The 25,074-nt window shown below is 69.6% G+C and carries 22 protein-coding genes, 1 tRNA gene and 2 rRNA genes (1 of these 25 running past the window's edge); 7 read left to right on the plus strand and 18 right to left on the minus strand.

Annotated features, from left to right (window positions below; genetic code table 11):
* Positions 1-49: 49 nt before the first annotated feature.
* Positions 50-283: a hypothetical protein gene (locus C8E87_RS14730; protein ID WP_133873630.1), complete on the plus strand. Its 234-nt coding sequence runs from the start codon at positions 50-52 to the stop codon at positions 281-283.
* 233 nt (positions 284-516) lie between these two features.
* Here the strand turns inward: C8E87_RS14730 and C8E87_RS14735 are convergent, their stop codons facing one another.
* The 4 genes from C8E87_RS14735 to C8E87_RS14750 form a co-directional block, all read right to left on the minus strand.
* Positions 517-1,524, minus strand: a complete 1,008-nt coding sequence (locus C8E87_RS14735; protein WP_133873631.1) for a zf-HC2 domain-containing protein — start codon at positions 1,522-1,524, stop codon at positions 517-519.
* Positions 1,525-1,732: 208 nt separating this feature from the next.
* Complete coding sequence (locus C8E87_RS14740; protein WP_133873632.1) at positions 1,733-2,371, minus strand: CGNR zinc finger domain-containing protein; 639 nt, start codon at positions 2,369-2,371, stop codon at positions 1,733-1,735.
* Positions 2,372-2,552: 181 nt separating this feature from the next.
* Entirely contained in the window at positions 2,553-3,956 is a 1,404-nt protein-coding gene (sthA, locus tag C8E87_RS14745; protein ID WP_133873633.1) for a Si-specific NAD(P)(+) transhydrogenase, read from the minus strand.
* Positions 3,957-4,018: 62 nt separating this feature from the next.
* Positions 4,019-4,573 (minus strand): hypothetical protein, encoded by a 555-nt coding sequence (locus C8E87_RS14750; protein ID WP_133873634.1) that lies wholly within the window; start codon positions 4,571-4,573, stop codon positions 4,019-4,021.
* 247 nt (positions 4,574-4,820) lie between these two features.
* Between C8E87_RS14750 and C8E87_RS14755 the strand changes: the two genes are divergently transcribed.
* Positions 4,821-5,732, plus strand: a complete 912-nt coding sequence (locus tag C8E87_RS14755; RefSeq protein WP_133873635.1) for a tetratricopeptide repeat protein — start codon at positions 4,821-4,823, stop codon at positions 5,730-5,732.
* 119 nt (positions 5,733-5,851) lie between these two features.
* Here the strand turns inward: C8E87_RS14755 and C8E87_RS14760 are convergent, their stop codons facing one another.
* Positions 5,852-6,040 (minus strand): hypothetical protein, encoded by a 189-nt coding sequence (locus tag C8E87_RS14760; protein ID WP_133873636.1) that lies wholly within the window; start codon positions 6,038-6,040, stop codon positions 5,852-5,854.
* A 249-nt stretch (positions 6,041-6,289) separates the two neighbouring features.
* Between C8E87_RS14760 and C8E87_RS14765 the strand changes: the two genes are divergently transcribed.
* A complete protein-coding gene (locus C8E87_RS14765) occupies positions 6,290-7,408 on the plus strand; it encodes a glycoside hydrolase family 19 protein (RefSeq protein ID WP_133873637.1) in 1,119 nt (372 codons plus the stop codon).
* A gap of 47 nt (positions 7,409-7,455) precedes the next feature.
* On the opposite strand, the gene C8E87_RS14770 is transcribed toward C8E87_RS14765, so the two are convergent.
* The 7 genes from C8E87_RS14770 to C8E87_RS46335 form a co-directional block, all read right to left on the minus strand.
* Positions 7,456-8,103, minus strand: a complete 648-nt coding sequence (locus tag C8E87_RS14770; RefSeq protein ID WP_133873638.1) for a response regulator transcription factor — start codon at positions 8,101-8,103, stop codon at positions 7,456-7,458.
* Positions 8,100-9,245 (minus strand): sensor histidine kinase, encoded by a 1,146-nt coding sequence (locus C8E87_RS14775; RefSeq protein ID WP_133873639.1) that lies wholly within the window; start codon positions 9,243-9,245, stop codon positions 8,100-8,102. Before C8E87_RS14775 ends, C8E87_RS14770 begins: the two co-directional genes overlap by 4 nt.
* The gene (locus C8E87_RS14780) at positions 9,245-9,487 is read right to left on the minus strand and encodes a hypothetical protein (RefSeq protein WP_133873640.1); all 243 of its coding nucleotides are present in this window, start codon (positions 9,485-9,487) and stop codon (positions 9,245-9,247) included. The genes C8E87_RS14775 and C8E87_RS14780 overlap by 1 nt, the downstream gene beginning before the upstream one ends.
* A gap of 224 nt (positions 9,488-9,711) precedes the next feature.
* Complete coding sequence (locus C8E87_RS14785) at positions 9,712-10,368, minus strand: response regulator (protein WP_133873641.1); 657 nt, start codon at positions 10,366-10,368, stop codon at positions 9,712-9,714.
* The gene (locus C8E87_RS14790) at positions 10,365-11,519 is read right to left on the minus strand and encodes a sensor histidine kinase (protein WP_133873642.1); all 1,155 of its coding nucleotides are present in this window, start codon (positions 11,517-11,519) and stop codon (positions 10,365-10,367) included. The genes C8E87_RS14785 and C8E87_RS14790 overlap by 4 nt, the downstream gene beginning before the upstream one ends.
* 6 nt (positions 11,520-11,525) lie before the next feature.
* The gene (locus C8E87_RS14795) at positions 11,526-12,686 is read right to left on the minus strand and encodes an alpha/beta hydrolase family protein (RefSeq protein ID WP_133873643.1); all 1,161 of its coding nucleotides are present in this window, start codon (positions 12,684-12,686) and stop codon (positions 11,526-11,528) included.
* A 309-nt stretch (positions 12,687-12,995) separates the two neighbouring features.
* Positions 12,996-15,215, minus strand: a complete 2,220-nt coding sequence (locus C8E87_RS46335) for an XRE family transcriptional regulator (RefSeq protein ID WP_166661167.1) — start codon at positions 15,213-15,215, stop codon at positions 12,996-12,998.
* 197 nt (positions 15,216-15,412) lie between these two features.
* Here C8E87_RS46335 and C8E87_RS14805 point away from each other — a divergent pair, with 197 nt between their 5' ends.
* Both C8E87_RS14805 and C8E87_RS14810 read left to right on the plus strand, forming a co-directional pair.
* A complete protein-coding gene (locus tag C8E87_RS14805) occupies positions 15,413-15,865 on the plus strand; it encodes a hypothetical protein (protein ID WP_133873645.1) in 453 nt (150 codons plus the stop codon).
* Positions 15,866-15,925: 60 nt separating this feature from the next.
* On the plus strand, positions 15,926-17,017 hold the full coding sequence (locus C8E87_RS14810) for a hypothetical protein (RefSeq protein WP_133873646.1): 1,092 nt from the start codon (positions 15,926-15,928) through the stop codon (positions 17,015-17,017).
* 96 nt (positions 17,018-17,113) lie between these two features.
* On the opposite strand, the gene C8E87_RS14815 is transcribed toward C8E87_RS14810, so the two are convergent.
* Together C8E87_RS14815 and C8E87_RS14820 are read right to left on the minus strand one after the other, a co-directional pair.
* A tRNA-Lys gene (locus tag C8E87_RS14815) sits at positions 17,114-17,188 on the minus strand.
* A 102-nt stretch (positions 17,189-17,290) separates the two neighbouring features.
* Positions 17,291-18,958: a hypothetical protein gene (locus C8E87_RS14820; RefSeq protein ID WP_133873647.1), complete on the minus strand. Its 1,668-nt coding sequence runs from the start codon at positions 18,956-18,958 to the stop codon at positions 17,291-17,293.
* Positions 18,959-19,221: 263 nt separating this feature from the next.
* Here C8E87_RS14820 and C8E87_RS14825 point away from each other — a divergent pair, with 263 nt between their 5' ends.
* On the plus strand, positions 19,222-20,289 hold the full coding sequence (locus C8E87_RS14825; RefSeq protein WP_133873648.1) for a hypothetical protein: 1,068 nt from the start codon (positions 19,222-19,224) through the stop codon (positions 20,287-20,289).
* Between the two features lie 201 nt (positions 20,290-20,490).
* Here C8E87_RS14825 and C8E87_RS14830 read toward each other — a convergent pair whose 3' ends face one another.
* The gene (locus C8E87_RS14830; RefSeq protein ID WP_133873649.1) at positions 20,491-20,865 is read right to left on the minus strand and encodes a hypothetical protein; all 375 of its coding nucleotides are present in this window, start codon (positions 20,863-20,865) and stop codon (positions 20,491-20,493) included.
* Between the two features lie 265 nt (positions 20,866-21,130).
* Here C8E87_RS14830 and C8E87_RS14835 point away from each other — a divergent pair, with 265 nt between their 5' ends.
* Positions 21,131-21,862: a hypothetical protein gene (locus C8E87_RS14835; RefSeq protein ID WP_133873650.1), complete on the plus strand. Its 732-nt coding sequence runs from the start codon at positions 21,131-21,133 to the stop codon at positions 21,860-21,862.
* 31 nt (positions 21,863-21,893) lie between these two features.
* Here the strand turns inward: C8E87_RS14835 and C8E87_RS14840 are convergent, their stop codons facing one another.
* From C8E87_RS14840 to C8E87_RS14850, 3 genes are all read right to left on the minus strand, one after another.
* Positions 21,894-23,102: a phytase gene (locus C8E87_RS14840; protein WP_239080358.1), complete on the minus strand. Its 1,209-nt coding sequence runs from the start codon at positions 23,100-23,102 to the stop codon at positions 21,894-21,896.
* A 132-nt stretch (positions 23,103-23,234) separates the two neighbouring features.
* Positions 23,235-23,351 (minus strand): 5S ribosomal RNA (gene rrf / locus C8E87_RS14845).
* A gap of 118 nt (positions 23,352-23,469) precedes the next feature.
* A 23S ribosomal RNA gene (locus tag C8E87_RS14850) occupies positions 23,470-25,074 on the minus strand (it continues 1,519 nt past the right edge of the window).

Consider the following 25,074-nt stretch of genomic DNA (forward strand, 5'->3'; position numbering starts at 1 on the left):
ATCATCCCCGGTCCGCAACAGTCGAACAGATGTTCGATACGCTGCCCGGATGGAGCAGCGTAAACACTGGTGGAACGGCAAGTGGGGCCGCGCGGCCCGCAAGGACGTCTACTTGCGGGTCAGCGGCGACCAGTGGTACGTGGAGCAGCGCGCCGGCGGGGCCGAGGGGGTCTCCCACTTCTTCGAGTACTCGTCGGAGGAGGACGCCCTGAACACCGTACGGATGCTGCTCGCCGCCCCTGGCGACTGGCGTGAGCTCTCCGTCCGCCCGCCGTCCCGCTGACCGCGGCCTGCTCCGTCACCGCGGCTCAGGCCGCCCGGCAGCGCTCCCGCTCCGCCGCTGCTTCGTCACCGCGGCCCCACCCGGCAACGTTCCCACTCGGCCGCCGCTTCGTCACCGCGGCCCCGCCCGGCAACGTTCCCACTCGGCCGCCGCTTCGTCACCGCGGCTCCCCGCCTGGCAGCGGTCCCGCTTTGCCGTCGTGCGTGATCCGTCGCTCCGCCGCCATGCCGTGATCAGGCCGCGTGGTGGCGCTCGGGGTGCTCGGCCGTCATCGGCCCGCGCGGCACCAGCCGCAGCCCCGGCCGGACGGCCTCACCCACCGGCTCCTCGTCGTCGGCGCCGGCGAAGCTGGCCCGCCACATCCCGCCGGCCGCCCGCGCTCCCGGCGGAGTGCTCGCGAAGCCGCCCGGGATCCGGGAGAGCGCCACGATCAGCAGATAGCCCAAGATCACGAACCCGTGGCTGATCAGCCGGGCCGCGTCGACCCGGGCCGCCGTGAGGTCGTTGACCGAGAGCAGCAGCAGCATCCCGACGAACGCAGTGAGCATGGGCACGAGCCCCGACGGCCGGACACGCCGCAACGCGATGAACAGGTAACCGGCCCCCACGGCGACGTTCCAGGCCGCCGACTCGTGCCAGAGATGCCCCGGCGTGGCATCGAGCCCGGCGTGCGCGTGGGCCCCGACCACTCCGCCGCCGATCTGGTCGAGCCCGAGGATGAGCTGCACCGCCCCGACGGCCGCCAGCGCCACGAGCAGCGCACCGGCCACCGGGAATCTCCGGAGCCGCCACCCACTGCCGGCGCCACCCGTGGGCATCAGCACAAGACCACCCGAAACAGCCCGCGGCCGACCGGCCGAGCCACCGGTTTCGCCTGGTCGGGGCCGGTCGGCAGCGCCCCCACCTTCGGCTGCCCGGAATCGATCGGCAGCGCCCCCACCTTCGGCTGCCCGGGGTCGATCGGCAGCGCCCCCGGTTTCGGTTGCCCGCGCCGGGTCGCCGGCAGCCGCGCGGCGCACGCCCTCGGCGGCCCCCGGCAGCGCGGCCAGGATCGCCGCCGTGAGGTCGGGCGGCGTGGCCATGCCCGTGCTGGTCAGCCGGTTGACCGCCGCGGCCTGGTCCAGCCACTCCCGGCACCCGGCGCAGCCCGCCAGATGCGCTTCGACCGCCGCCCGCTCAGCCGGAACGTCCTCGCCGTCCAGCTGGGCCGAAAGCATCTCGCGCCACCGCTCACAAGCCATAGCTCTATAGTCGCCCGCGCATCCCCGGGAGTTCCCACCCGGCCGGCCCGAACTGACGGCCCGAGCAAGGTGAGGCCGGCCGACGGCCCAGGTCAGAGCAGGTCGGCGCGGCCGTGTCGAGGGCGGCCCGCATGAAGCCCGCCGAGGGTCATGGGCTCAGGGGGCCGAGACGACGCAGAACGGCGGCGGCGCCCACCGGCCGGGCACATCAGATCAGGCTGGGCGGGCCCTGCACGGTCGGCCGCGGGGGCAGCGCTCCGCTTCCGCCCATCAGGCGGCGACGTTCCCGGAAAGCGCGCAGATTGGCCGTGTTACCGCAGGTGCTGACGTCATGCCAAACCCCGCTGTTGTTCCGCGACGTGTCGAAGAACGCGGCCCGGCACTCGAAGTTGTTGCACAGCTTGAGCCGCGGCCAGATGCCCGCCTGCTGGGCGAGCAGGGCCTCGGCCCACAGCGCCGACGCCAGCCAGCGGGTGCCCCGGCCGGTCGGCACGATCCGGACCCAGCCGTCGGCGTCGGGCACCAGGCTCACCGGCACGTCGGCCGGCGGGAGGGCTCCCTCGGGGCCCTGGTTGCCGCCGGCCAACGTCACGTTTTCAAAGGTGGTGCGCAACCTGCGCAGCGAGCGCAGGTCGGACGACGAGATCAGCAGCGTCGGCGCGGGCAGCCCCGAGACCCGCGACCACGTGTTGAGCGCCTCGGTCAGCCACGGCTGGGCGTCATCGGCCGTGACCAGCAGGTCGGTGCCGTACGCCATCGGGGCGCGCGTGTTCAGCAGCTCCTGAAGAAGCGCCAAACCGCCGGGCGCCTCCCGCACACCGTGCCGCGCGCTGGCCATCCATGACATAGCCGAAGCGTACTTGATTCTTTTTCACCACCGCTCCCACCTCGGCTTTGGTTCCTCTTAAGAGATCAGATTTTCATCGTTGTGGGATGGTCCACTTGTGCCGATTCGCCACAGTGCGGGCAGTCACCCCCGGGGCCCGATGACAGAAATCCCGAGTAATCATCGTCTCAATGAGCGGGACTCAGCCGTCGATTCGCGTGATGTTGCGGATCTTGTTCGACGCGTCCAGGGCGGCCACCTTGTACGCCTCGGACAGCGTCGGATAGTTGAAGACCGTGTCGACCAGGTAGTCCACCGTGCCGCCGCAGCCCATCACGGCCTGCCCGATGTGGACGATCTCGGTGGCGCCCGTGCCGAAGACGTGCACCCCGAGCAATTTGCCCGTCTCCGGTGCGACCAGCAGCTTGAGCATCCCGTACGAGTCCCCGACGATCTGCCCGCGCGCCAGTTCCCGATATCGGGCGATACCCACCTCGAACGGCGTGGCGGAGTCGGTCAGCTCGTCCTCCGTCTTCCCGACGAAGCTGATCTCGGGAATCGTGTAGATGCCGATCGGCTGCAACTGGTGCATCTCGCGGGCCGGCTCTCCGCACGCGTGATGCGCGGCCAGGCGTCCCTGCTCCATCGAGGTCGAGGCCAGCGCCGGGAAACCGATCACGTCGCCCACGGCGTAGATGTTGTCGATCGCCGTACGGAAATCGGAGTCGACCTCGATGCGGCCGCGCCGGTCGGCCTGCAGCCCAGCCGCCTCAAGCGCCAGATCGTCGGTCTGACCCTGGCGTCCGGCCGAATACATCACCGTGTCGGCGACGATCTTTTTGCCGCTCTTGAGAATGCACAGCGCAGCCGTCTGGTGACGCTCGACCGCTGCTACTTCCTCGCCGAAACGGAACGTGACGCTCAGGTCGCGCAGATGGTATTTGAGCGACTCGACGATCTCTTCGTCGCAGAAGTCGAGCATTTTCTCGCGCCGTTCCACCACTGTCACCTTGGTGCCGAGCGCGGCGAACATCGACGCGTACTCCATGCCGATGACCCCGGCGCCGACCACGACCATGCTGCGCGGCACGGACTGCAGGTTGATCACGCCGTCGGAGTCGACGATCGTACGGTCGTCGAAGTCGACGCTCTCGGGCCGCGCGGGCCTCGTCCCGGCCGCGATGATGATCTTGTCGGCGCTGACCTTGGTCTCCCGGCCGCTGCCGCCGTCGATCCACACCGAGTGCGCGTCGGCGAACCGGCCCGTCCCGGTGATCATGGTGACCTTGTTGCGGGCGAGCTGGTTGCGGATGACGTCGGTCTGCCGGCTGATCACATGCTGAGTGTGGGCGGCGAGGTCACTGACGGTGATCTCGTCCTTGACCCGGTAACTGCTTCCATAGAGGTCACGCTGGCTCAGGCCGGTGAGATAGAGAACGGCCTCACGCAGCGTCTTGGACGGGACGGTGCCGGTGTTGATGCACACGCCGCCGATCATGTCCCGCCGGTCGACGATGCCGACCCGGCGTCCGAGTTTCGAGGCAGCGATCGCGGCCTTCTGACCGCTGGGCCCGGAGCCCAGCACCAACAGGTCGTAGTCATACACGCTGCTTAGCGTCGCAGCGCGCGGCCTTCCGGTCCACCGGGTCCAGTTCTTTTTTGTGTCCTTCAACCTCCGGCCATGCAAACCTTTTCCCTCGTGCGCCGTGGCGAAGGCACCGAGGTCACCGGGGCGAACGCGGGCGGCCAGGCCGTCCCGTAGAGCTCGGCGCAGACAACCACGCTCATCCACGGCACCCACGGCCCGCTGAGCGTCAACACCCCACCCGGCCCACCGCGGGTCAACGGCTCGGCCGGCCCACCGCGGGTCAGGCCCTCGGCCGGCCCACCGCTCGACCCGCCGTCCTCGGTAGGGCACACCGACCGGCCCGGCCCGCGGAACTCCAGCGCCACCGACCACGGCACGGCGCCGGGCCGGACCGCTGTGATCGCCCGGAGCGGGATCTCGTGCCCGCCGACGATCAGACGCAGGTTGGTGACGACCGCGATCTCCCGCCGGCCGCCGTTCACCGTCACCGGCAGCCAGCCGTACTGCTTCTCGGCCGCACGCAACGCAATGGTCGGCGCCACCGCCGCGGGCCGCCCACCACGCCGCACCAGCGCCGTCAGCATCGTCATGGAACGAAAACCCGCCGCCATCTGCTCGGCGTCGTACTCGGTCACGTCAGATCCCCACTCTTGCCGGCCACGTTCTGCGACCCCCGGGCATCCTGCCCCCTGCGCCACCCCACCGGCCACCCCAAAACCACGCAGAAGCCCGTTTTGCCCGTTACCCCCACGTCTTCTGCCGTTCCCGGCTAATCCCTCCGGGTTCACCTTCACCGTCTCCCGCGCCGCCGCACTGCTCAACCCCGGCGGCACCCGACGCTCGCCTTTCCCGGCCGGGCGCGGGTCGTTCACACTTGGCACCGTGGTGACCGACACCCAGCCCGACGTCCGCGCCCTGATCGCCGAGGGCGCGGCCCGAGCCGGCGTGGGCGATCACGGCGCGGCTCTCGCCTGCTACACACGCGTGCTGACCCGGGCGGCCGCGGGCTCGGCCCGCCAGACGTGGGAGGTGGCCACGGCCCACATCCGCTGGGTCGAGTCGGCGCGCTTCACCGGCGTCCCGCTGCGGTCGCTGTTCCCGGTGCTCGACGCGGCCGAGCGCTACCTCGAGTCGATCGGCCGCCCCGAATGGCGCAGCGGCGTCCTCATCCAGCGCGCCGCCACCCACCGGGAGCTGGCCGAATGGGACGAGGCAACCACCGCGGCCGAGGACGCGCTGGCCGCGTACGTCGAAAACGCACCCGGGACGAGCCTGGCCACCCTGCGTTACCGGCTGGGCGACATCCTGCTCGGCGCGGGCCGGCACTTCGACGCGGTCCGGCATTTCCGCGCGGTCCTCGACGACCCCGGCCCCGGCCGTTACAAGGCGCACGTCGGGCTGGCCAACTGCGCGCTCCGCCGGCACCATCCGCGCGCTGCCGTCCGGCATGCGGTCGACGCCGTACGGGAATCGGCGCCCCTGGGCGACGAAGCGCTCCGGTTGCCCCTGCACGCCCTGGTCGCCGCGCATCGAGCCGCCCGCGACCTCGACGCCGCCACCACCGCCGCGAGCCGTTACCTCGAGCTCGCCGAGCGGCTCGGATCCCCGTACGCGTGCTTCTTCGCCCTTCGCAGCGCCACCGACGTGGCCCTCGACCGTGGCGACCTGACGACGGCCCGCACCCTGCTGACCGACCTCGAACAGCAGGCTACGGTGCTCGACGACGCCAACGGCCACACCCGCCGCTCGGCCGAGGCAGCCAAGCGCCACCGCCGCCTCGCCGCACTCCAGTAGGCAGCCCGCACCCGCCGCCGTCGGATGAGTCGCGCAACTGTCATGTCGCTGAGAGGCGTCTGACAAGATCGTCGGGCAAACCGCTGACGGCAGCTGACCACTGCACCTGGCGTCGCAGGTCAGTCACGCTGCCAGGTGCCGTGTTTCGGGTCGTACTCGGCCAGCGGCTCCAGTGAGGCGTCCTGCACGATGACGCTTCCGTCGGACTCGTAGATTCCCTCGTCGGCCGCGTGCGGGTGGGTATTGCGTACGTGGTCGGCCAGGTCGGAATCGGGAACGTCTTCGTGGCACAGGTTGCACGTCGCCATGGCTTCGCCTTTCAGGTCGGGCCCTGCTGCTGTGCGTAGTTTGCCGCCTCGCCGGTTTCTGGGCACCAACGCTGTAGGGGACGCCAACGGCGCGCTGGGGGGGTAACGGTTCTGCTTCCCGTTCGGTCAGAAACATTGAACTTTCTTTACTGATGTCTTGACGGCGTGCGGGCGCGTGCAGTTGAGTCTGTTCTGCCCTCTCAATCCCCTTGCACCAGCGCGTTTCCCCGACGTGCGGAACGGTGAACCATGTCCAGAAAACGGTTGTTGTCGATCTTGGCTGTTGTGAGCGTCGGGGTGGCGGGTGCGGCCGCCGCCATTCTGCCCATGGCGGCGTCGAATGCGGCCGAGGCCTGCGTGGCCGCGTACAGCAGCTCGGCGGTCTACACCGGGGGCACGCGGGCGTCACACAACGGGCGCAACTGGACCGCCAAGTGGTGGACGCAGGGTGAGACGCCCAGCACCGGCGGCTCCGGCGTGTGGACCGACAACGGCGCCTGCGGTGGTGGCACCACGACACCCCCGCCGGGCAACGGTGGCGGCACGACCTGCAACCACCCGAACTGGGTCGCGGGTCAGTGGTACGACGCCGGCGCGGTCGTGCGCTACACCAACGGGCAGTACTACAAGGCGACCAACGCCAACCCGGGCTACGACCCGATCATCAGCACCTGGTACTGGTCGCCGTTCAGCTGCACCGGCGGCGGTGGCGGCGCCACGACACCCCCGCCCACCGGCGGCGGCTCCGGCGGGTTCCCGGTCAGCGAGGCGCAGTTCAACCAGATGTTCCCGAGCCGGATCCCGTTCTACTCGTACGCGGGCCTGGTCGACGCCATGAAGAAGTTCCCGGCGTTCACCAAGACCGGCAGCGACACGGTCAAGAAGCAGGAAGCGGCGGCCTTCCTCGCGAACGTCAACCACGAGTCGGGTGGCCTGGTCTACGTCGAGGAGATCAACCAGGCGAACTGGCCGCTCTACTGTGACCGGAACCAGTCGTACGGCTGCCCGGCCGGGCAGAGCGCCTACCACGGTCGCGGTCCCATCCAGCTGAGCTGGAACTTCAACTACAAGGCGGCGGGCGACGCGCTCGGCATCGACCTGCTCAACAACCCGGACCGGGTCAAGAACGAGGCGTCGGTCGCCTACCAGACCGCGATCTGGTACTGGATGACCCAGCGCGGCCCGGGCACGATGACGCCGCACGACGCCATGGTCAACGGCCGCGGTTTCGGTGAGACCATCCGCAGCATCAACGGCTCGCTGGAGTGCAACGGCGGCAACCCGGCCCAGGTGCAGAGCCGCATCAACGCGTACAACCGGTTCACCAGCATCCTGGGCGTGGCACCGGGCGGCAACCTGTCCTGCTGACCGCCGCGATCGTCAGGGCCGCCCCGCATCCACGCGGGGCGGCCCTTTCACATCAGGCCTTTCCGCCGCGCGTACATGGCGGCCTCGGTGCGGTTCCGGGCGCCGATTTTGGCGAAGGCGTTGTTGATATGGGTCTTCACGGTTGTTTCCGCCACGAAGAGCGTCGCGGCGATCTCGGCGTTCGTGTGGCCTCTCGCGATGTGACCGAGCACCTCGGCCTCGCGCTGGGTGAGCCCGTCGGGCAGGGACTCGCACGGCGGCGCCGAACGGTTCATGGCCTCGGCCAGGCGGGCGGCCACCGCCGGGTCGAACAGCGCCTGGTTGGCGGCGGCGGCCCGTAGCGCCATGGCGATCTCGGCTCGTCCGGCGTCCTTGGTCAGGTAGCCGCGCGCCCCGGCGGCGAGCGCGCCGGCGATCGAGTCGTCGTCGGCGTACGTGGTCAGCACGACCACCGCGACCTCCGGGAACTGTGCGTGAATCTGCGCGGTCGCGGCGGTTCCGTCGAGAACAGGCATCTTCAGGTCCATCAGCACCACGTCGGGACGCTGCTCCGCCACCAGCTGGAGCGCCCGTGCGCCGTCGCCCGCCGACCCGACCACCTCGACGCCGTCGGTCAGTTCGAGCAGAGCGGTCAAACCTTCCCGTACGAGCTGCTGATCGTCCACCACCAGCACACGCACCGGCCCCTCGGTCATCCGGGCACCTCCGCGGTGACTCGCCACGCGTCCCCGGCGAAGCCCGCGTCCAGCGAGCCGCCGGCCAACGCGATCCGCTCGCGCGCTCCGACCAAACCAAAACCACCTTCCCCCGTACGGGAGGAAGTTGCCGGATTTTCCACGACGAGCCGGACGGAGGACTCGGCAAAAACCAGCAGCACTGTGACCGGCTCACCCGGCGCGTGTTTGGCCGCGTTCGTCAACGTCTCGCGCGCGGTTCGCAGCAGCGCGACCTCGGCCGCCGACGGAAGAATCCGCGGGGCGCCGTCGATCCGCAGGGTGACCTCGCTCGCGTGGTTCTCCCGGTGCACGGCCGTCAGGCTGTCGAGGGCACGGGCCAGCGGCGGCGCGTCGGATCGCAGGGCCGCCACCGCCGAACGGGCCTCGACCATGCCGTCTGCCGCGAGCCGCCTCGCCCGGCGCACCCGCTCGGCCGCTGCCTCGATGTCACCGCGCTCGGTGAGCTGGGCCTCGGCCACCTCCAGCTGCACACCCAGGGCGCCGAGCGAGTGGGCGAGCACGTCGTGCAGTTCCCGCGCAATCCGGGCCCGCTCGTCCAGCGCCGCCGCGCGGGCCTGTGCCTGCTGCGCGCGTGAGGTCTGTTCGAGCAGTTGCGCGGTCTGCTCGGCGCGCAGCCGGTGCTCACGCCGGTGCAGGCTGAGCAGCACCACGAGCGTGACCATGCCGGGCTGGGTCAGCAGCGCACTCGGGCCGGCGCCGGCCACGCGCAAGGCCACGAGCAGCACCACGATCAGGGCGCCGGTCAGCGACAGGATCGCCCACAACGGCATGCGCGGCAACAGCACAAAGGTGAACAGGGCCCCGTACAGGAAAAGGTGTGCCGCCCCATTGTGGGGAAGCGCGGAAACGGCGGCCGGCAACAGGGCGGACACGGCCAAGGCGGCGCGGGCGGGGACGGGGTGGCGTTGCTCGGCTGCCATCCAGAAGACCCAGCCGATGAAGCCGAGAGCCAGCACCGGGCGTACGGGGAAGGAAATCGCGGGCCAGAGCGTCAACGCCCAGACGAAGAGAGCGGTGAGGACGATGCGCACCAGCCAGCCCGTTTCCGGGTCGTCGGCCCGTAACAGCCGCAAACCCTGACGGGCCAGCCGGCGCAGCATCAGTTCTGTTCCCGCAGCACGGTCAGGATCAGGTCGAGCACCAGCAAACGGTAGGCGACAAAGGCGATGCCGACCACGGCCAGAACAACGAGAATCGCGACAACCACACGGCCGGTCACCTTTCCACCCTCCTGATCGAGCACCCTGCCCAGAACGATCCCGGCGATCCGCGCGGTCCGGCTGCGCCGATTCCCGCGGAGCAGATAACCGGCCGCTTCGACCACGTTTCTGCGTTCCTTCATGGAGGAAACGCTACGAACGAACGGGGTGGAGCCGGCACCTGCGGAGGGTGGAGATCCGGGTGGAGAACACGCCCGGGGCGGCGGCTGAGAAACACCGCGCTTGCACACATGGGGCACCGCTCTGGGCCGGTCGCTCGACCACTGACCCGCAGAGGGTTTACTGCTGCACTTCGCTGCCGACGTCGGCAGAACGATCGGCCAGGGACATGGAGGCGCCGCGGCCCTCAGGTCAGGGGAAGCAGGCCGGATCGGTAGGCCCAGACGACCGTCTGCACCCGGTCGCGAACCCCGATCTTGGTCATCGCCCGGCTCAGGTGACTCTTCACGGTACTGACCTCGACCACCAGCTCGGCGGCGATCTCCGCGTTGGACAGACCACCGGCCAGCAGCCGGACGATCTCCGCCTCGCGCGCCGTGAGCAGGTCCGGTCCGGCGCCGGCCGGTGCGGTGGCCCGGCGCCGACGGGCGAACTCGACGATCACGCGCCGGGTGACCGCCTGGTCGACCATCCCCTGCCCGGCGGCGAGCCGGCGGATCGCATCGACCAGCGTGTCCACCTCGACGTCCTTGAGCAGGAAGCCGCTGGCGCCGGCCTCGAGCGCGCCGAAGACGTACTCGTCCAGCTCGTAGGTGGTCAGCACCAGCACCGCTGGCGCCGGGTCGAGGGTGCCGGCGATCTCGCGGGTGGCGGTCAGGCCGTCGCCGCCCGGCATCCGCACATCCATGCAGACCACGTCCGGCTTCAGCAGACGGGCCATCCGGACCGCCTCCGGACCGTCGGCCGCCTCGCCGACCACGGCGATGTCACCGGCCAGCTCGATCAGCGATCGAAACCCGGCCCGCAGCATCGGCTGGTCGTCGGCCAGCAACACGGTGATCATGCGGGATCCTCCGGGACCGTGAGCCGCACCCGCCAGCCGCCGTCGGCGGTAGGCCCGGCGTTCAGCTCGCCGCCGATCAGCGAGGCACGTTCCCGCATGCCGATCAGGCCGAAACCGCGGTGCGCGCCGTCCCTGCGCGCGGGTACGCCGGTGGACGGCCCGTTGCGGATCTCCATCGTCGTCTCCGACTCCCGATAGCTGAGCGCGACCGTCACCGGCGCGCCGGGCGCGTGGTCGCGAGCGTTGGTCAGCGCCTCCTGCGCCACCCGGTAAAGCGCCAGCTCCACCGCCGGATCCTGGACGCCTGGCGTTCCGTCGACGATGAATGCGGCGTCGCCGCCGGACACAAGCCGTTCGATCATCGCAAGCCCACTGCCGTCCGGCAGGTCCGGGTCGGTGCCACCGTCCCGCAGCGCGCCGACGATCTGCCTCAAGTTGTGCAGCGTGCTCCGGCCCTCCTCGCGGATCGTGGCGGCGTGCTTCCGGGCCGCCTCCGGGTCCTGGTCGAGCAACCGCTCGACCAGCGTGGCCTGCACGATCAGCGACGTCAGGTGGTGGGCGGCGACGTCGTGCAGCTCGCGGGCGGTCCGGGCACGCTCGGCGGCCAGCACCGCCTCGGTCCGGGCCTGGTGCGCCTCCGCGTCGGCGGCGATCCGCGCCTCGACGACCGCGGTGTAGCGGCGCCGCATGGCGAAATGCGCGCCGAGCAGCGCCGCGCCCACGTAGAGCAGTAGCGAGAGGGCGAGGTGGCCCACGATCTTGGTCAGGTCCTCGGCCGGGTTCTCGTACGGCGGCAGGCTGAGCACCGCGTACCCACTGATCTCAACCACCGCGGTGAGCACCGCCAGGGTGATCGCCGTGCGCGAAACCAGCAGAGTGCCGCACGTGTAGACCGCGATGGCCGGCCCGATGCCGCGCATCCCGGTGCCGTGCGGCGCGGCGGCCGAGATCGCGGTCTGCAGCACCAGCATCAGCACCAGGCAGGTCACCGGGCTGATCCGGCGGATCACGATCAGCAGCGTCTGCACCGCCATCAGGGCCACCACGACCGGGCCGAGCCGGAACTCCCGGTCCGCCAGCCAGAGGACCGCGGCCATGAACGGCGCGCCGGCGAGGGCCAGCGCACCGTCCTGGATCAGTTTCGTCCGCATCGAGCGTCAGCGGTGCGCGGCCAGCCAGGTGCTGATGTCACGCAGCACCACCGGGTCCGGGTTGCCGGGCACCGGCTGGTACTCCGCGGTGACGTTCATCAGGTGACTCATGCCCGGGTAGGTGATCAGCCGGTGATCCCGGTTGCCGGCCTTGGCCAGCGCGTCGTCGGTGACGATGGCCCCGCGGACCACGGTCTGGACATCGGTCTGTCCGTTCAGCAGCAGCACCGGCCCGTCGTAGCGGGGCAGGTCCTGGGCCGGGGACCGGAACCTGCCGAAGTCGACCAGGTACGAGGCGAGGCCCTCGGGAAAGCTGGGCAGGTTCGGGAACTTGTCGAAGCCGACGGCCGCGCGGACGACCGGCTCGATCTCGCTGTCGATGGCGAGCCTCCCGTCGTGGTTCGTGTCGGTCGCCGGGTCGGTCAGGATGGCCCGGTACTGCGCCGCGCCCGGCTGCCCGATCAGGCCGCCGGTGACCTCGACCGGGGTCAGGTGACCGTCCCCGTCGAGGTCGAACTCCTCGTGCAACTGACCGAGCGTACGGCCCACGGCCTGGTAGTAGATCACCTCGCGCGGGGTCCCGTGCACCACGCCCATGACAACCACGCCGGCCGGCTTGCGGATGCCGTACCCGCGCGGGTCGGCGGCCAGGTTTCCGGCGACCTGGGTGCCCTCGCTGTGCCCGAGCAGGAAGACCCGGGCCGGGTCGACGCGCTTCGAGGCCGCGGCGAACCGGACGACGGTGGCCGCGTCGCGGACGATCTGCTCGTAGGGTTTGCCGGGGTCAGGGATGCTCGGGGCGTCGCTCAACACCGGCCCGACCCCGACCACGCCGCGTTTGTTGAAGCGCAGCACGGCGGACCCGCTCCGGCTCACCGACTGCGCGACCGTCTTGAACGTGGTGACGCCCGGCGCCAGCGTCTGATCCATGTCGTTGCGCCCGCTGCCGTGCAGCAGCACCACCACCGGTAGGCGGCCCTTGGCGCCCTTCGGATAGGTGAGCTCGCCCTTCGCGCTCCACCCGCCCTCCATCGGGATGGTCACCTCTTCACGCGCGATCCCGGTCCAGTCGCTACCCGGTCGCTCAGTCGCCTGGGCCCGGGCCGGCGGCGCCGCACCGATCGCCAGCACGGCCGCGGCCAGCACGGCCACCCTCTTCAGCTTCATCGTGTTCCCCCCAGATTCGGCGTCGCTCTCGACATCACCGAGCGTGCCGCCCGAACCGATCCGGGCACATCCGGCGGAGGCCGGAACCCGGGCTTACTACCTCCGACGGAGACGGGCCTCCGGGCGACGGAGCACAGCGGCTCCCGGAGCCAACGGATGGCCGGGGATGACCTCGATCCGCCGCGGCTCCGCGCCCGAACAGGGTCCGCACCGTGTCGATGTCGCCGCGGCCGGCCTGGAAGTTGGTCGCCGAACCCCTCGCTCAGCGGGGCGAGGGGTCGTTGTGCTCCCGGCCCTCCCGGCCCGGCGCTAACCGGCGGCGAGCTTGGCGCGGACTGGCTCCGCGCGGGGATGCCCCACCTCATCCAGGACGTCCAGGGCCTCCTTCCAGGCCAGCGCCGCCGCCTGGCGGCTGCCCGCGGCATGGTGGACATCGCCGAGGTCGGCCAGCGTCACGCCCAGCAAGGAGCAGTCGTCAAGCCGATGGAGCAGCTCCACAGCGTGCTGATAGGACGCCACAGCCTGCCCGTATTCGCCCAACCGGCAATAGATGTGGCCGATGCTGTCCCAGGTGACGGCGAGCCCGTCGCCATCGCCGACCTCCCGGAACAGCACGAGGGCGCGACCGCAGTACGACAGCCCTCGTTCATGGTCGCCGAGCTGAGCCAGGCACCAGCCGATCCCATTCAGGCTGCGTGCCTCCCCCGCCCGGTCCCCTGCCGTGCGGAACAGCGCCAGCGCCCGCTCGGTCACGCGGAGCGCCTCCGCCGGCCGCCCCTGCCCGAGGACGGCCTTCGCCAGCCCGATGTGCGCCCGGGCCTGGCCGAGGAGGTCACCCACCCGCGTGTACGTGCCCAGCGCCCGTTCGTAATATGACTCGGCCTCCTCGTGACGCCCCGCCCGGCCGAGGCTCATCCCCAGGCCACGCAGCGCATAGCCCTGCCCCGCCGGGTCTCCGAGGCGGTGTGCCGCGTGCAGCGCGAGCGACTGCATCGCGGTCAGTTCGTCCAGGTACGCGCGGCGCATCAGGTACGCCGTGCAGGCCCACGCGAGTTGCCAGATATGTCCGTCGAAGCCCGCCGTCGCGGCCTGTTCCACGACAGCCTGCAGCACCGGCTGCTCAGCGGTGAACCACGCCATCGCGGCCGGTTGGTTGTCGAGGCTCTCCGGGGCGACACCCGGCTGCGGTTCGGGGAGCGTCAGGCGCTCCCACATCGGGTGCATCCACCGTGCGGCCGCGTTCGCGGTCCACAGGTAGTGGTCGAGGAGACGGTGGGTGGCCGGGGCGTCCTCGGAGCGGGCCTGTTCGGCGGCGAAGGCCCGGAGCAGATCATGCAGGGCGTACCGGCCCGGGACGTGTTCGAGGATCAGATGCGCCTGGGCGAGCTCGTCGAGGAGGCTGCGGGCCTGGGCGGCGCCGGTCGCGGCGAGGCTCGCGGCGGCCGCGGCGGTGATGTCCGGGCCCGGGTGCAGGCCGAGGAGGCGAAAGAGGCGGTCGGCGTCCGGGCTGAGGGTGCGCTGCGACCAGGAGAACACCGCGCGGAGGTCGGTCGCCGGGTCGCCGCCGGCGAGGCCGTCGAGGGTGGTCGTCGCGGTGCGGAGGTCGGCGGCGAGCGCGGCGAGCGGGAAGGCGGGGCGGGCGGCCGCGCGGGCGGCGACGACGGCCAGGGCGAGGGGTAGGCGGGCGCAGCGGGCAATGATGTCGCGCACCGCCTCCGGCTCGGCGGTGGTGCGGGCGGCGCCGAGGCGGCTGGTGAGCAGGCCGTGGGCCTCGTCGGCGGTGAGCAGTTGGAGAGTGAACGGGTGCGCGGCCTCGGTGGCCGTGAGGCCGGTGAGCTGGTCGCGGCTGGTGACCACGGCGAAGCAGCCGGCGGTGCCGGGCAGCAGCGGGCGCACCTGGGCGGCGTCGCGGGCGTTGTCGAGCACGACCAGGACCCGCCGGCCGGCCAACACGCTGCGGTAGAGGGCGGCCCGGGCGTCCAGTCCGGACGGGATGCGGTCGGCGGGGACGTCCAGCGCGTCGAGGAAGACGCACAGGGCCTCGGCCGGGTCGACGACCGAGCCGGTGGGGTCGTAGCCGCGCAGGTTCACGTAGAGCTGTCCGCCGGGGAAATGCCGTGCGGCCCGGTGGGCCCAGTGCACCGCCAGGGTGGTCTTGCCGATGCCGGCGGTGCCGGACACCGCCGAGATGACCGCCGCGGCGGGTGCTGCGGCGTCGGCGAGGAGGTGGTCCAGGCCGGCGAGTTCGAGGGTACGGCCGACGAAAGCGGCCGGGGCCGACGGAAGCTGTGCCGGGACGTGCGCGTGCCCTGACGGGTCGCCGAGCGCCGTCTGGCAGAAGCGGTCCCGGTCGGTGCCCTGCAGCCCGAACGCGTCGGCGAGCAGGCGCACGGTGACCGGGCGGGGCGTGCCGGTGTGCTGCGCCTCGATCTTGCGGATGCCACGCACGCTGACCCCGGTGCGGCCGGCCAGGTCCTCCTGCGACCAGCCCAGTCGCCGGCGGTGCGCCCGTACGAGATCGCCCAGCATCCGTGCCCCCGTCCGCGATCGCTCGGCCGGCGATCCCGGACCAATCTGCCAGCCGGGCCACCGCCCGGCTAGCGCCCAGCCGACACCGGCGAAGTGCCGGTCAAGTGCCGCCCCGGTACCTCGCCCACGATCGCCTCCGGACGCGATCGTGGACAGCGCGGCCGCCGACATCCGTCAAGCTTCAGAAGGGACCATCCATGATCAAGTTCCGCACCGCCGCCGCGGTGGCGGGGATCGCGGGCCTGGCGCTGATCGCCGGTGCCACGCCCGCCCACGCCGATACCACGCAGGCGAACTGCAGTGTCGCCCTGGGCATCTACAGCTCCGCCGCTTCCGCCCAGTTCACCGTGCAGGGTGCCACGCAGAGATGGGCTTCGGCCACGTACAGCTTCGCGGGCCCGCAGGTCGGCAACAAGAGCAACGTCAACTTCCGGCTGCGCCAGTCGCCCGACGGCACACACAGCACCAGCCACAAGACGTACTTCTTCAACGACTCGCCCGACGCCTTGCGCCCGAACACCTCCTACACGGTGCCCATCAACACGAACGTGCCGCTCAGCGAGAGCATCTACGTCAAGTTCGACACGATTTTCGATCTGCCGCACGGCATTCCGGACATCAACTGCGAGGCGTACACCCCCTTCGTGTGACAACCAGGCGACGGCCGGCCCCCGGGCCCGGCCGTCGCCCCCCATCCTTGGAGGAGTGCCATGCCCCGGTCGTTGCCTGCCGTCCTCGCGTTGCTCCTGATCGCCGGCTGCTCGGCCGCCGGCGAGCGACCCGTACGACCGATCGAGTTCGTCCTCATCGACGCCGACGCACACGGGGCGATCATCGGCGACATGCGCCGCGCCGAGTTCCTGGGAGTCGCTCGGGACGGCCGGGTCGTATGGCGGGCGCCGCAGTCCGGCGCCGCCCCCGACGCGGCCGAGTGCGCGACGCGGTGCCCAGACGCGCTCCTGTCCGGCAACGCCGCCGCGTGGAACACCGATGACGTACCCGATCCACCCGCCGAGCTGATCCGCGACGGCCGCCGCGAGATGGTCGGCGGCACAGCGCTGACCGGCCGCGTCAAACGCACCGTGCTCACCGCCTCCAGCCCGCGTGACTACGTCGTCACCGCCGGCGGGCCGGGCCGCTGGACCCTGGACGTCGTCCGGCCCGGCGCCGCCCCGGTGCGCGTCCCGGTGCCCGGGCCGCGCCTCTCCTGGGCGGCGACCGCCGACGGGCGCCACGGTATCGCGGTCGCCACCGGTGCGGATCCGGCCCGCGCGGCGGCGGTGTGGTTCACCCGTACGACGGCAGGCTGGCAACCGGATCCCCGGCCGACGCTGGTCGCCGGTTCCGCCGCCTGCCTGGCCCCGGACGGAGCCTCGGCGATGTTGCTCGGTACCCGGCCCGCGCTGCGGTCACGCGACGGCGCCCGCCGGCTCGTGACCGACCTGGACTACGCGAGCGACTGCGGCCTCGCGGCCTCGGGCGGCATCGTCGGAACGTACCGGCAGGACAGCGGCGGGCCCGCCTTCCGGATCCGGGTCTTCGACGCGGACGGCACGGTCGTCTGGCGGGCGGACAGCCGTGGCACCGCGCGGGTGACGGCCGACCCGGCCGGCGCCCGGGTGGCGGTCGCCGTCGCGGGAACCACCACCGAGGTCGATACCACCACGGGCGCGGTCCTGCGCACGGTCGGACACGCCTTCGCCGCCCGCTATGACGGAGCCGGCGACCTCGTGGTGGTCGACGGGAACGGCGTCCCGCGTTGGTGGCGAAGTGCCGTCATCCCGGCTGCCCGTCCCGGTTGAGGAAGCCGAAAACGGCTTGATCGAGGATCTCGATCAAGCCGTTACCAGGGGTGGTGCCGGAAGGAATGGAACCCGGGGTTCGCGCAATGGTGGGGTTGGTGGGCCGCCGGGGACTCGAACCCCGAACCTATGGATTAAAAGTCCACAGCTCTGCCATTGAGCTAGCGGCCCGCGATCATAGAGTACCTGTGGCCGGCCGAGATGCCTCGCAGGTATCCGGTACAACGGGATCGGGGCGCGGAACCGCAGTCCCGCGCCCCGTAAAACCGCAGCTCAGTCGGTAATGGTGAGGTCGTCGACCAGGCCCCGGTAACCGCCCGTGGCGGCCGGCTGGTCGTAGGCCACGACCAGCGTCGTGATCTGCTTGCCGGCCAGTGCCCCCAGCGGGACGACGACCTCGTTCCACTTGCCGACCGTCAGCTTGTTGCACTGGTGGGCCGGGTGGGCCCGGTTGCCCCGCGTGTCCTTCTGCCCGCTGTCGCGCAGGTTCTTACCGTCGCTGAAGAGCAGGTCGATCGCCACGCAGGTGCTGTTCGCCGCCTTGACCTCGGGCCGCACCGTGTTCGCCTGCGGATGGATCCAGTAGGTCAGCTTCGTCGACGGCTTCACCGTGATCCGGCTCAGGGCCATGGACTTCAGGTACGCATACGACTTGGTCGCGTTGTTGTCCAGACCGGAGTACATCAACGAGGTCCCGCCGGTGTGCCCCGCCTCCGTCCGCACCCCGAGCTCGGGACCTGCCAGCTTGCAGCAGATGCCGGCCACGTTGACGATCCCGTTGGTCCACGCCACCGTGTCGGACCAGCTCGGCAGCACCTCACCGGCGGCAAAGCTGGTCGCCAGGTCAAGGTCGTACTGTCCGACGCGGAGGAAGTCGTCCAGCTGGGTCGCGGAACCGGCCAGCGCCTTGTCGGTCCAGTGGACGAGGTTCAGGTCCTTGTTCTTGGTCGCCGTCGCCTTGATCTGCTGGGCCAGGGCCCGGTCGGCCTGGTATTTGCGGTCGAGCGCGATCTGGATGTCCCTGTCGACCGCCTGGTGCAGGCCGGTGTCGATGTACGCCTTCCACACCACCGGGTCGAGGCTGCGGGTCGCGGCGATCGCGGCTGCCTGCACCTCGCTGCCGTCGGCGGTGAAGTTCCAGACCCGGATGATGAAGTCGCGGTCGGGCAGGTTGAGCAGCTCGTCGGTGACGGCCATCCCGATCCGGTTGGCCGCCAGCTTCTTCGACGCCCGCGCCCTTTCCGCAGCCTTCTCCGCCTCGGTCTTGGCCTCGTCGGCCGCGATCCGGTCGTCGATGTCCTGCCTTGCGGCCTCGGCCATCCCGGTCGCGATGAACGTGCTGCGGTCCGCGTCGCTGCCGTCACGAGCCGCCCGCGCGGCCGCCTTGACCTTGGGCCACTTGGCGTCGTCGGCGACCCTTTCCCAGATCAGCCGAACGAAGTCCAGGTCGCTCCCGTTGAGCAGCGCCGCGTCGGCCACCACGTCGATGCTGGCCGCGGCCGCCGATCGGGCCAGGTCGCTCGCCCGCTTGGTCGCCGCTTCCACCCGCTCGCGCTCGACATCCCGGTCGAACGCGGCGAACACCTCGGCCGTGATGAACTCGTAGGAGAGGTCGGGGTCGCTGGTGAACGCCGTCTCGGCCGCCACCCGCACCTCGACCTGAGCCGGGTTGCCCTTGACGTGGTTCCAGATCGCGATGACGAAATCGCGGTCGGCCTTTTCGAGCAGGGCGAAGTCGTCGCCGAGCCCGAACTTCACCGCGACGGCGAGTTTCTGCTCGTACGTTGCGAGGCTGCCCTCGGCGAGCGCCGAGAGCTGGGCGGGGGGAGCGGGCGCGGGTGCGGCTTGCGCGGTGGCCGCTGTGGTCGCGGTCAGAACGGTCACCGTGACACCGGCGACCAGCAATGACCGCGCCCAGCGGGCGCGGTTGATCAAACTCATGAATTTTTCCCCCGTGCATCGTTCGAGTGCTCCACCCCACCGGCGCGGCCTCGACCTGCGGTTTTGGGCACAGGAGCGGTCACGGAGGAGACATGGAGGTCGATGTCGGGCGGTACGTTAACCCTCAGTCACCCTCCGGCACAAGGCCGCAACGCTGTGACCAACGTCGTTGGACCGCACCCCCGCGTCAACGGGTTTCGTGCTTAGATGGCCGCGACCGCATAGCGATCGATCAATAACAGTGTTCACGGGGGAAACTGAATATGCGTACGCGTGCAGCAGCGCTCGCGCTGGCCGCGACCATGAGTGTCGTGGCTGTTCCGGCCGCGTCGTGGGCGGCGGTGTCACCGATCGCCTCAATCACGGCCGCCGACGAGTGGGATCCGGCCGAGGCCGACCGGCTCTTCGTGCAGTGGTTGTCAGTCAACGAGCCGCGTCTCGCGGTGCGCAGTGCCGCCCGCAGCGCGCTGCCGGGCGGTCCCGCGGCGATCGCCGCCTTCCTCGCCACCGGCTGGGACGCGGCCATCTCACGGGCCGAGCAGACCCGCACTCGAAACGTCGACTTCACCACCCGCATGATCAACACGCATCCGGCCCAGTTCTATCCGCGGGTCAACGCGGCCGGGCGGCGCGCTCTGGCCGGCACCGAAGCCGAACTGGCCGACTTCGTGGCGAAGGGCTATGCGAAGGCGCTGGAGCTCGACCGCAAGGACATCGACGACGACAACGACCAAGCCGAGGCGATCCGGCAGGACGACCGCAACTACGTGACGCTGCTGAGCACGGAGGACCCGGGCGACCAGGTACGCGCGTGGGCCGCGCGGGCCGTCGCCCCCGGCACCACCGACGCCGACGTCGTCGAGTTCTTCCGCTACGGCTGGGTCAGCGCGTCCGGACTGGACATGCAGACGTACCGCACCCGGCTCGCCGACGAGGACCGCCGCTGGCACCTGAAGTCCCGCGAACTGGTCCTCGCTGCGCAGAAGGCCGAGCACGACGCGCGCGAGACCGCCGGCGAGGCGAAGAAGCAGATGATGGAGGCTGCGGCACGTGCCTGGGGGCTGGTCGGCGCTCAGACCGGTCCGGCCCGGGTGGCGTGGGCCGATGCCGAGCAGGTGGCGCTGCGCCAGGCCGAGACGTGGCTGCTGGTGTCCCAGGCCGCGGCCAGCTCGACCAGCACGAACTGGTTGACGATCGCCGCCTCCTCGCAGAACGCGCGGGCTGACTGGCTGGCCGAGCAGGAGAACGCGGCCGCTCAGGCGGCGTCCTGGATGACGCTTTACCGGCAAGCCATGGCCGCTGAGGCAGCCCTGCTGGAACCGGTCGAATAGGCACGCAGATCGGGTGCCGGTCGCATGAGAATGCGTCCGGCACCCGACGGGGACCTGCGGGGATTCATTCAGCGTTCGTTCTCGGGCGCCTCCCGTAAGAAAATCAGCCGAAGGTCAATTCCGGTGGATCAGCGGGATTCGCGCGACCCGGCCGGTTCGGTGGATCAGCAAGATTCGCGTGACCCGATCGGCCCGGCGGGATCAGCGGTGCCCGCGCGGCCCGTTGTGGCCACCGTGGTGACCCGGCCGGTTCCAGCCCCAGCCCCAGCCCCGCTCGACCTCGAGGGCGAACGTGCCCCGGTGGAAGCCTCGGCGCTGGTAGTCGCAGTCGTAGTCCTTCCACCGGCCGAACCGCTCGCCGACCCGCCCGGCCAGATCACAAGCGCGGTACGAGCGGTAGTAGCCGACCACCACGTCACGGTCGCGGTGCCGGTCGAACTGCGCCGTCCGGCTGGGCTCGGACTTGGCCGCGGCCGTCGGCGAGGCATCCGCCGCCTGCGCCGGTCCGATGCCGAAGGACACCCCGGCGAGCAGGCCGAGACCTGCCGTCATCAGGAGCTGCGTCATCTTGTTCATGCCTATTTCCCCTTCCAATCGGAACGCTTTCTCATTCGGTGTTGCATGATCAGGAAAGCATCCCGAGGCGGACAAATGGTGCATTCAACACGCCAAGTAACCCGGACGATTGATAGCCGAAAAGACGAGTGCCACTAATACGTTTCGGTCACACGAAAAGCGGTTAAAACACATCGACGGTCGGCAAGCCGATGAGCGTCGTCGATGTCCGCATCCCACCGCTGATCGACGACTACGAGGAGCGGCGCCCGGGTAAGTTGCCGCCGTGAGAGTCCGGACAGTAACGCTGGTGCTCGTGATCGGCCTGGTCAGCGGGTGCGACTGGGCCGGCGGCGACGGCCGCGACCGCAACCCGGAGAACAGGCCCGGCTACGTCCTCGGCGAACGTGAGGGCACGCCGCACCGCATCCGCGGCGACGGTGACGTGACGTCGTTCCAGCTGTTCGGCGGGGCCGACGCCGTCCACGTCCGGCTCGGTGACCTGGACGGCGACCTGTACGAGCTGTCCACACCCGACGGCTCCAAGGCCGCCCCGACCGCCGCCGTCGAGGGCTCCGACCTGATCGCGAGCCTGCGCGACACCGGGCAGCACGGTCCGGCTGTGCTGACGGTGGTGCTCAGTGACGACGTGCGGTGGCAGATCAGGCTCGCGGGCGGCGCCCCGAACGAATCGGTCGACCTGACGGGCGGCCCCGGCGGCCACGTCGACTTCAGTGCCGGCGCCGCCCGCGCCGCCGTGACGCTGCCGGCTGCCGACGGCACCCAGAAGGTCACTCTCGGCGGCGGTGCAAGCCTTCTTTCCGTACGGTTGGCCGGCTCTGCGCCCGTACGTGTCTCAGCCCTGAGCGGAGCGGGCAGCGTCACCATCGACGGGGAAGTGCACACGGGTGTGCCGGGCGGCTCCGTCTGGGCCCAGGACGGCTGGGAGCAAGCGGCCGCCCGCTACGACGTGAACGCCACGTCCGGGGTGGCCACGGTCACGGTCGAACGCTCCTGACTCGTCCGGCCGACTTACGACCGACCCCGGCTCAGAAGACCTCGCGCCAGTCCACGTACTTGAAGTTGGTGCTGACCCGGCTGTCGTCCGGCTTGTTCTCACCGTCGTGCAGCACGAGCAAACCCTTCGGGTATCCGGGCAGCGGCACGCTGGTCGCGGCGGCACCGTCCGAGTGCTCCACGCCGTCGGTGCGCTGACCGTCGCCCACCTGGAAGCTCTGGACCGGCCGATTGCTCCTACGGTCGTACACGTAGAACTTGCTGTCGCCCTGGCTGGACACAATCAGGTAGCCATCGCGCTTGCCGGTCGGATAGATCGTCGCGCCCTCGACGTCGGCCCGGATACGACCGGCCTCCGCCGCCGGCTCACCGAGGGCGCATTCCTCGGTCTCCGGATCGTAAGTTCCTTCCGCACCGTATTCGGCGACGCGCTCGACCACCCGGGGCACACCGACGAACCGGTCCCGATCGAGCCGGATCTTCCAGAGCGCTACGTCTTCCTGCGCGGCGTAGAGCACGCCCGCCTCGGCGTCGACGACCATGCCCTCGATCTGCGGTTCCTCACCCGGCTCGAGGCACGGCGTCCACATGGCGCCGTTGGCGAGGCGGAACTCTTTGGGCAGGTCGAGCGTGTCGGTGACGCGATAGCTCACAACATCTCGCCGGGCGTCCGCACGTTCCTCAAGCCGGAAAATGCCGAGACGCGTGGTGTGGCGCCGGCTGACAACGGCATATTTCCCGTACGTGGCCAGGCCGTACCCGGTCGCCTGGGTCTCCACCTCGGCGTCGTCCCGCGAGAACAACCGCGGGGCGTCGGCCGCGGTCACATCGGTGAGCCGCCCCGACGCCTCGATGCGGTAGATACGCAGCTTGTCGAGTCCACGGTCGGTGACAACGGCGTAGTCGTGGCGTTTCCGGCCGAAGCCGGTGATCAGGTCGACGTTGTTGAACCGGCCGCCCTCGGGTGGCTGAATCGTCTGCACCTCACGGCCGGCCAGGTCGTAGACGCGGAGCCCACCGTTCTTGGCGGTTCCGATGACCCGGCTGCGGGACTTGTCGGCCCGGTTGACCCAGATCGCCGGGTCGTCCGCGTCCGCGTCACCGCCCGCCGCGTCGTCGAAGAGCGCGGGCGTCTCCACGGACGCGGTGATCTCTCGGAGCTGCATCTCTGAGGGCCGCTCGCCGGCCTGTGCGGGCGCGGCGACGGCAGTGCTCAGAGCGACAAGGGCAACGATACCCACGGTACGACGCATAGCCAGTGACACTCCCCGATAAACCTGGCGCTCGGGTGGCCGCCGGTTGAACTGCCTTTATACCCCTGGAAACGGCAGTAGGCCCACCCCGTTCGGGGTGGGCCTACTGTTTCACGTTGAGTCCGGCGGCGTCCTACTCTCCCACACCCTCCCGAGTGCAGTACCATCGGCGCTGGAGGGCTTAGCTTCCGGGTTCGGAATGAGACCGGGCGTTTCCCCTCCGCTATGACCACCGAAACAGCTATCAGCAGAACAAACCAGTGTCAGCAACCCACACCCCGACGCAATTGGGGGCTGGTGCTTCTGGTTGTTCGTTTGCTGTGAATCACACAGTGGACGCGCTCATATGTTTAGGGTGGTTAAGCCCTCGGCCTATTAGTACCGGTCAACTGAACCAGTTACCTGGCTTACATCTCCGGCCTATCAACCCAATAGTCTCTTGGGAGCCTTACCCACTCAAGGTGGTGGGATACCTCATCTCGAAGCGAGCTTCCCGCTTAGATGCTTTCAGCGGTTATCCCTTCCGAACGTAGCCAACCAGCCGTGCCCCTGGCGGGACAACTGGCACACCAGAGGTTCGTCCGTCCCGGTCCTCTCGTACTAGGGACAGCCCTTCTCAAGTATCCAACGCGCACGGCGGATAGGGACCGAACTGTCTCACGACGTTCTAAACCCAGCTCGCGTACCGCTTTAATGGGCGAACAGCCCAACCCTTGGGACCTGCTACAGCCCCAGGATGCGACGAGCCGACATCGAGGTGCCAAACCATCCCGTCGATATGGACTCTTGGGGAAGATCAGCCTGTTATCCCCGGGGTACCTTTTATCCGTTGAGCGACACCGCTTCCACACGCAAGTGCCGGATCACTAGTCCCGACTTTCGTCCCTGCTCGACCCGTCAGTCTCACAGTCAAGCTCCCTTGTGCACTTACACTCAACACCTGATTGCCAACCAGGCTGAGGGAACCTTTGGGCGCCTCCGTTACCCTTTAGGAGGCAACCGCCCCAGTTAAACTACCCACCAGACACTGTCCCTCGACCCGATCAGGGCCGCAAGTTAGATACCCAAACCCAACAGAGTGGTATTTCAAGATTGCCTCCACCCGAACTGGCGTCCGAGCTTCACCGGCTCCCACCTATCCTACACAATTAAATTCGGATACCAATGTCAAGCTATAGTAAAGGTCCCGGGGTCTTTCCGTCCTGCCGCGCGTAACGAGCATCTTTACTCGTACTGCAATTTCGCCGGGCCTGTGGTTGAGACAGTGGGGAAGTCGTTACGCCATTCGTGCAGGTCGGAACTTACCCGACAAGGAATTTCGCTACCTTAGGATGGTTATAGTTACCACCGCCGTTTACTGGCGCTTAAGTTCTCCGCCTCGCCCCCGAAAGAGCTAACAGGTCCCCTTAACGTTCCAGCACCGGGCAGGCGTCAGTCCATATACATCGTCTTACGACTTGGCATGGACCTGTGTTTTTAGTAAACAGTCGCTTCCCCCTGCTCTCTGCGGCCATACCACGCTCCACCAGCAAGTGGCTTCACGCGTCCGGCCCCCCTTCTCCCTAAGTTACGGGGGCAATTTGCCGAGTTCCTTAACCACAGTTCACCCGTCGCCTTAGTATTCTCTACCTGACCACCTGTGTCGGTTTAGGGTACGGGCCGCTCAGAACATCGCTAGAGGCTTTTCTCGGCAGCATAGGATCACTGACTTCACCTGAAACGGCTCGGCATCACGTCTCACCCTCAATGGACTACGGATTTGCCTATAGTCCGGGCTACACGCTTACCCCAGGACAACCACCGCCTGGGACCAGCTACCTTCCTGCGTCACCCCATCACTAAACTACTAGCCCAGAGGGTCCTAGACTCCCCACCATAGGTCCGAAGACCGCCGGCAGCTCGCGTAGTTAGCACCTGAACATTCGTCTTGGGCGTTCTTTTGCGGGTACGGGAATATCAA

It is taken from the genome of Paractinoplanes brasiliensis (genome assembly GCF_004362215.1).
GTDB classification, from domain to species: Bacteria; Actinomycetota; Actinomycetes; order Mycobacteriales; family Micromonosporaceae; genus Actinoplanes; species Actinoplanes brasiliensis.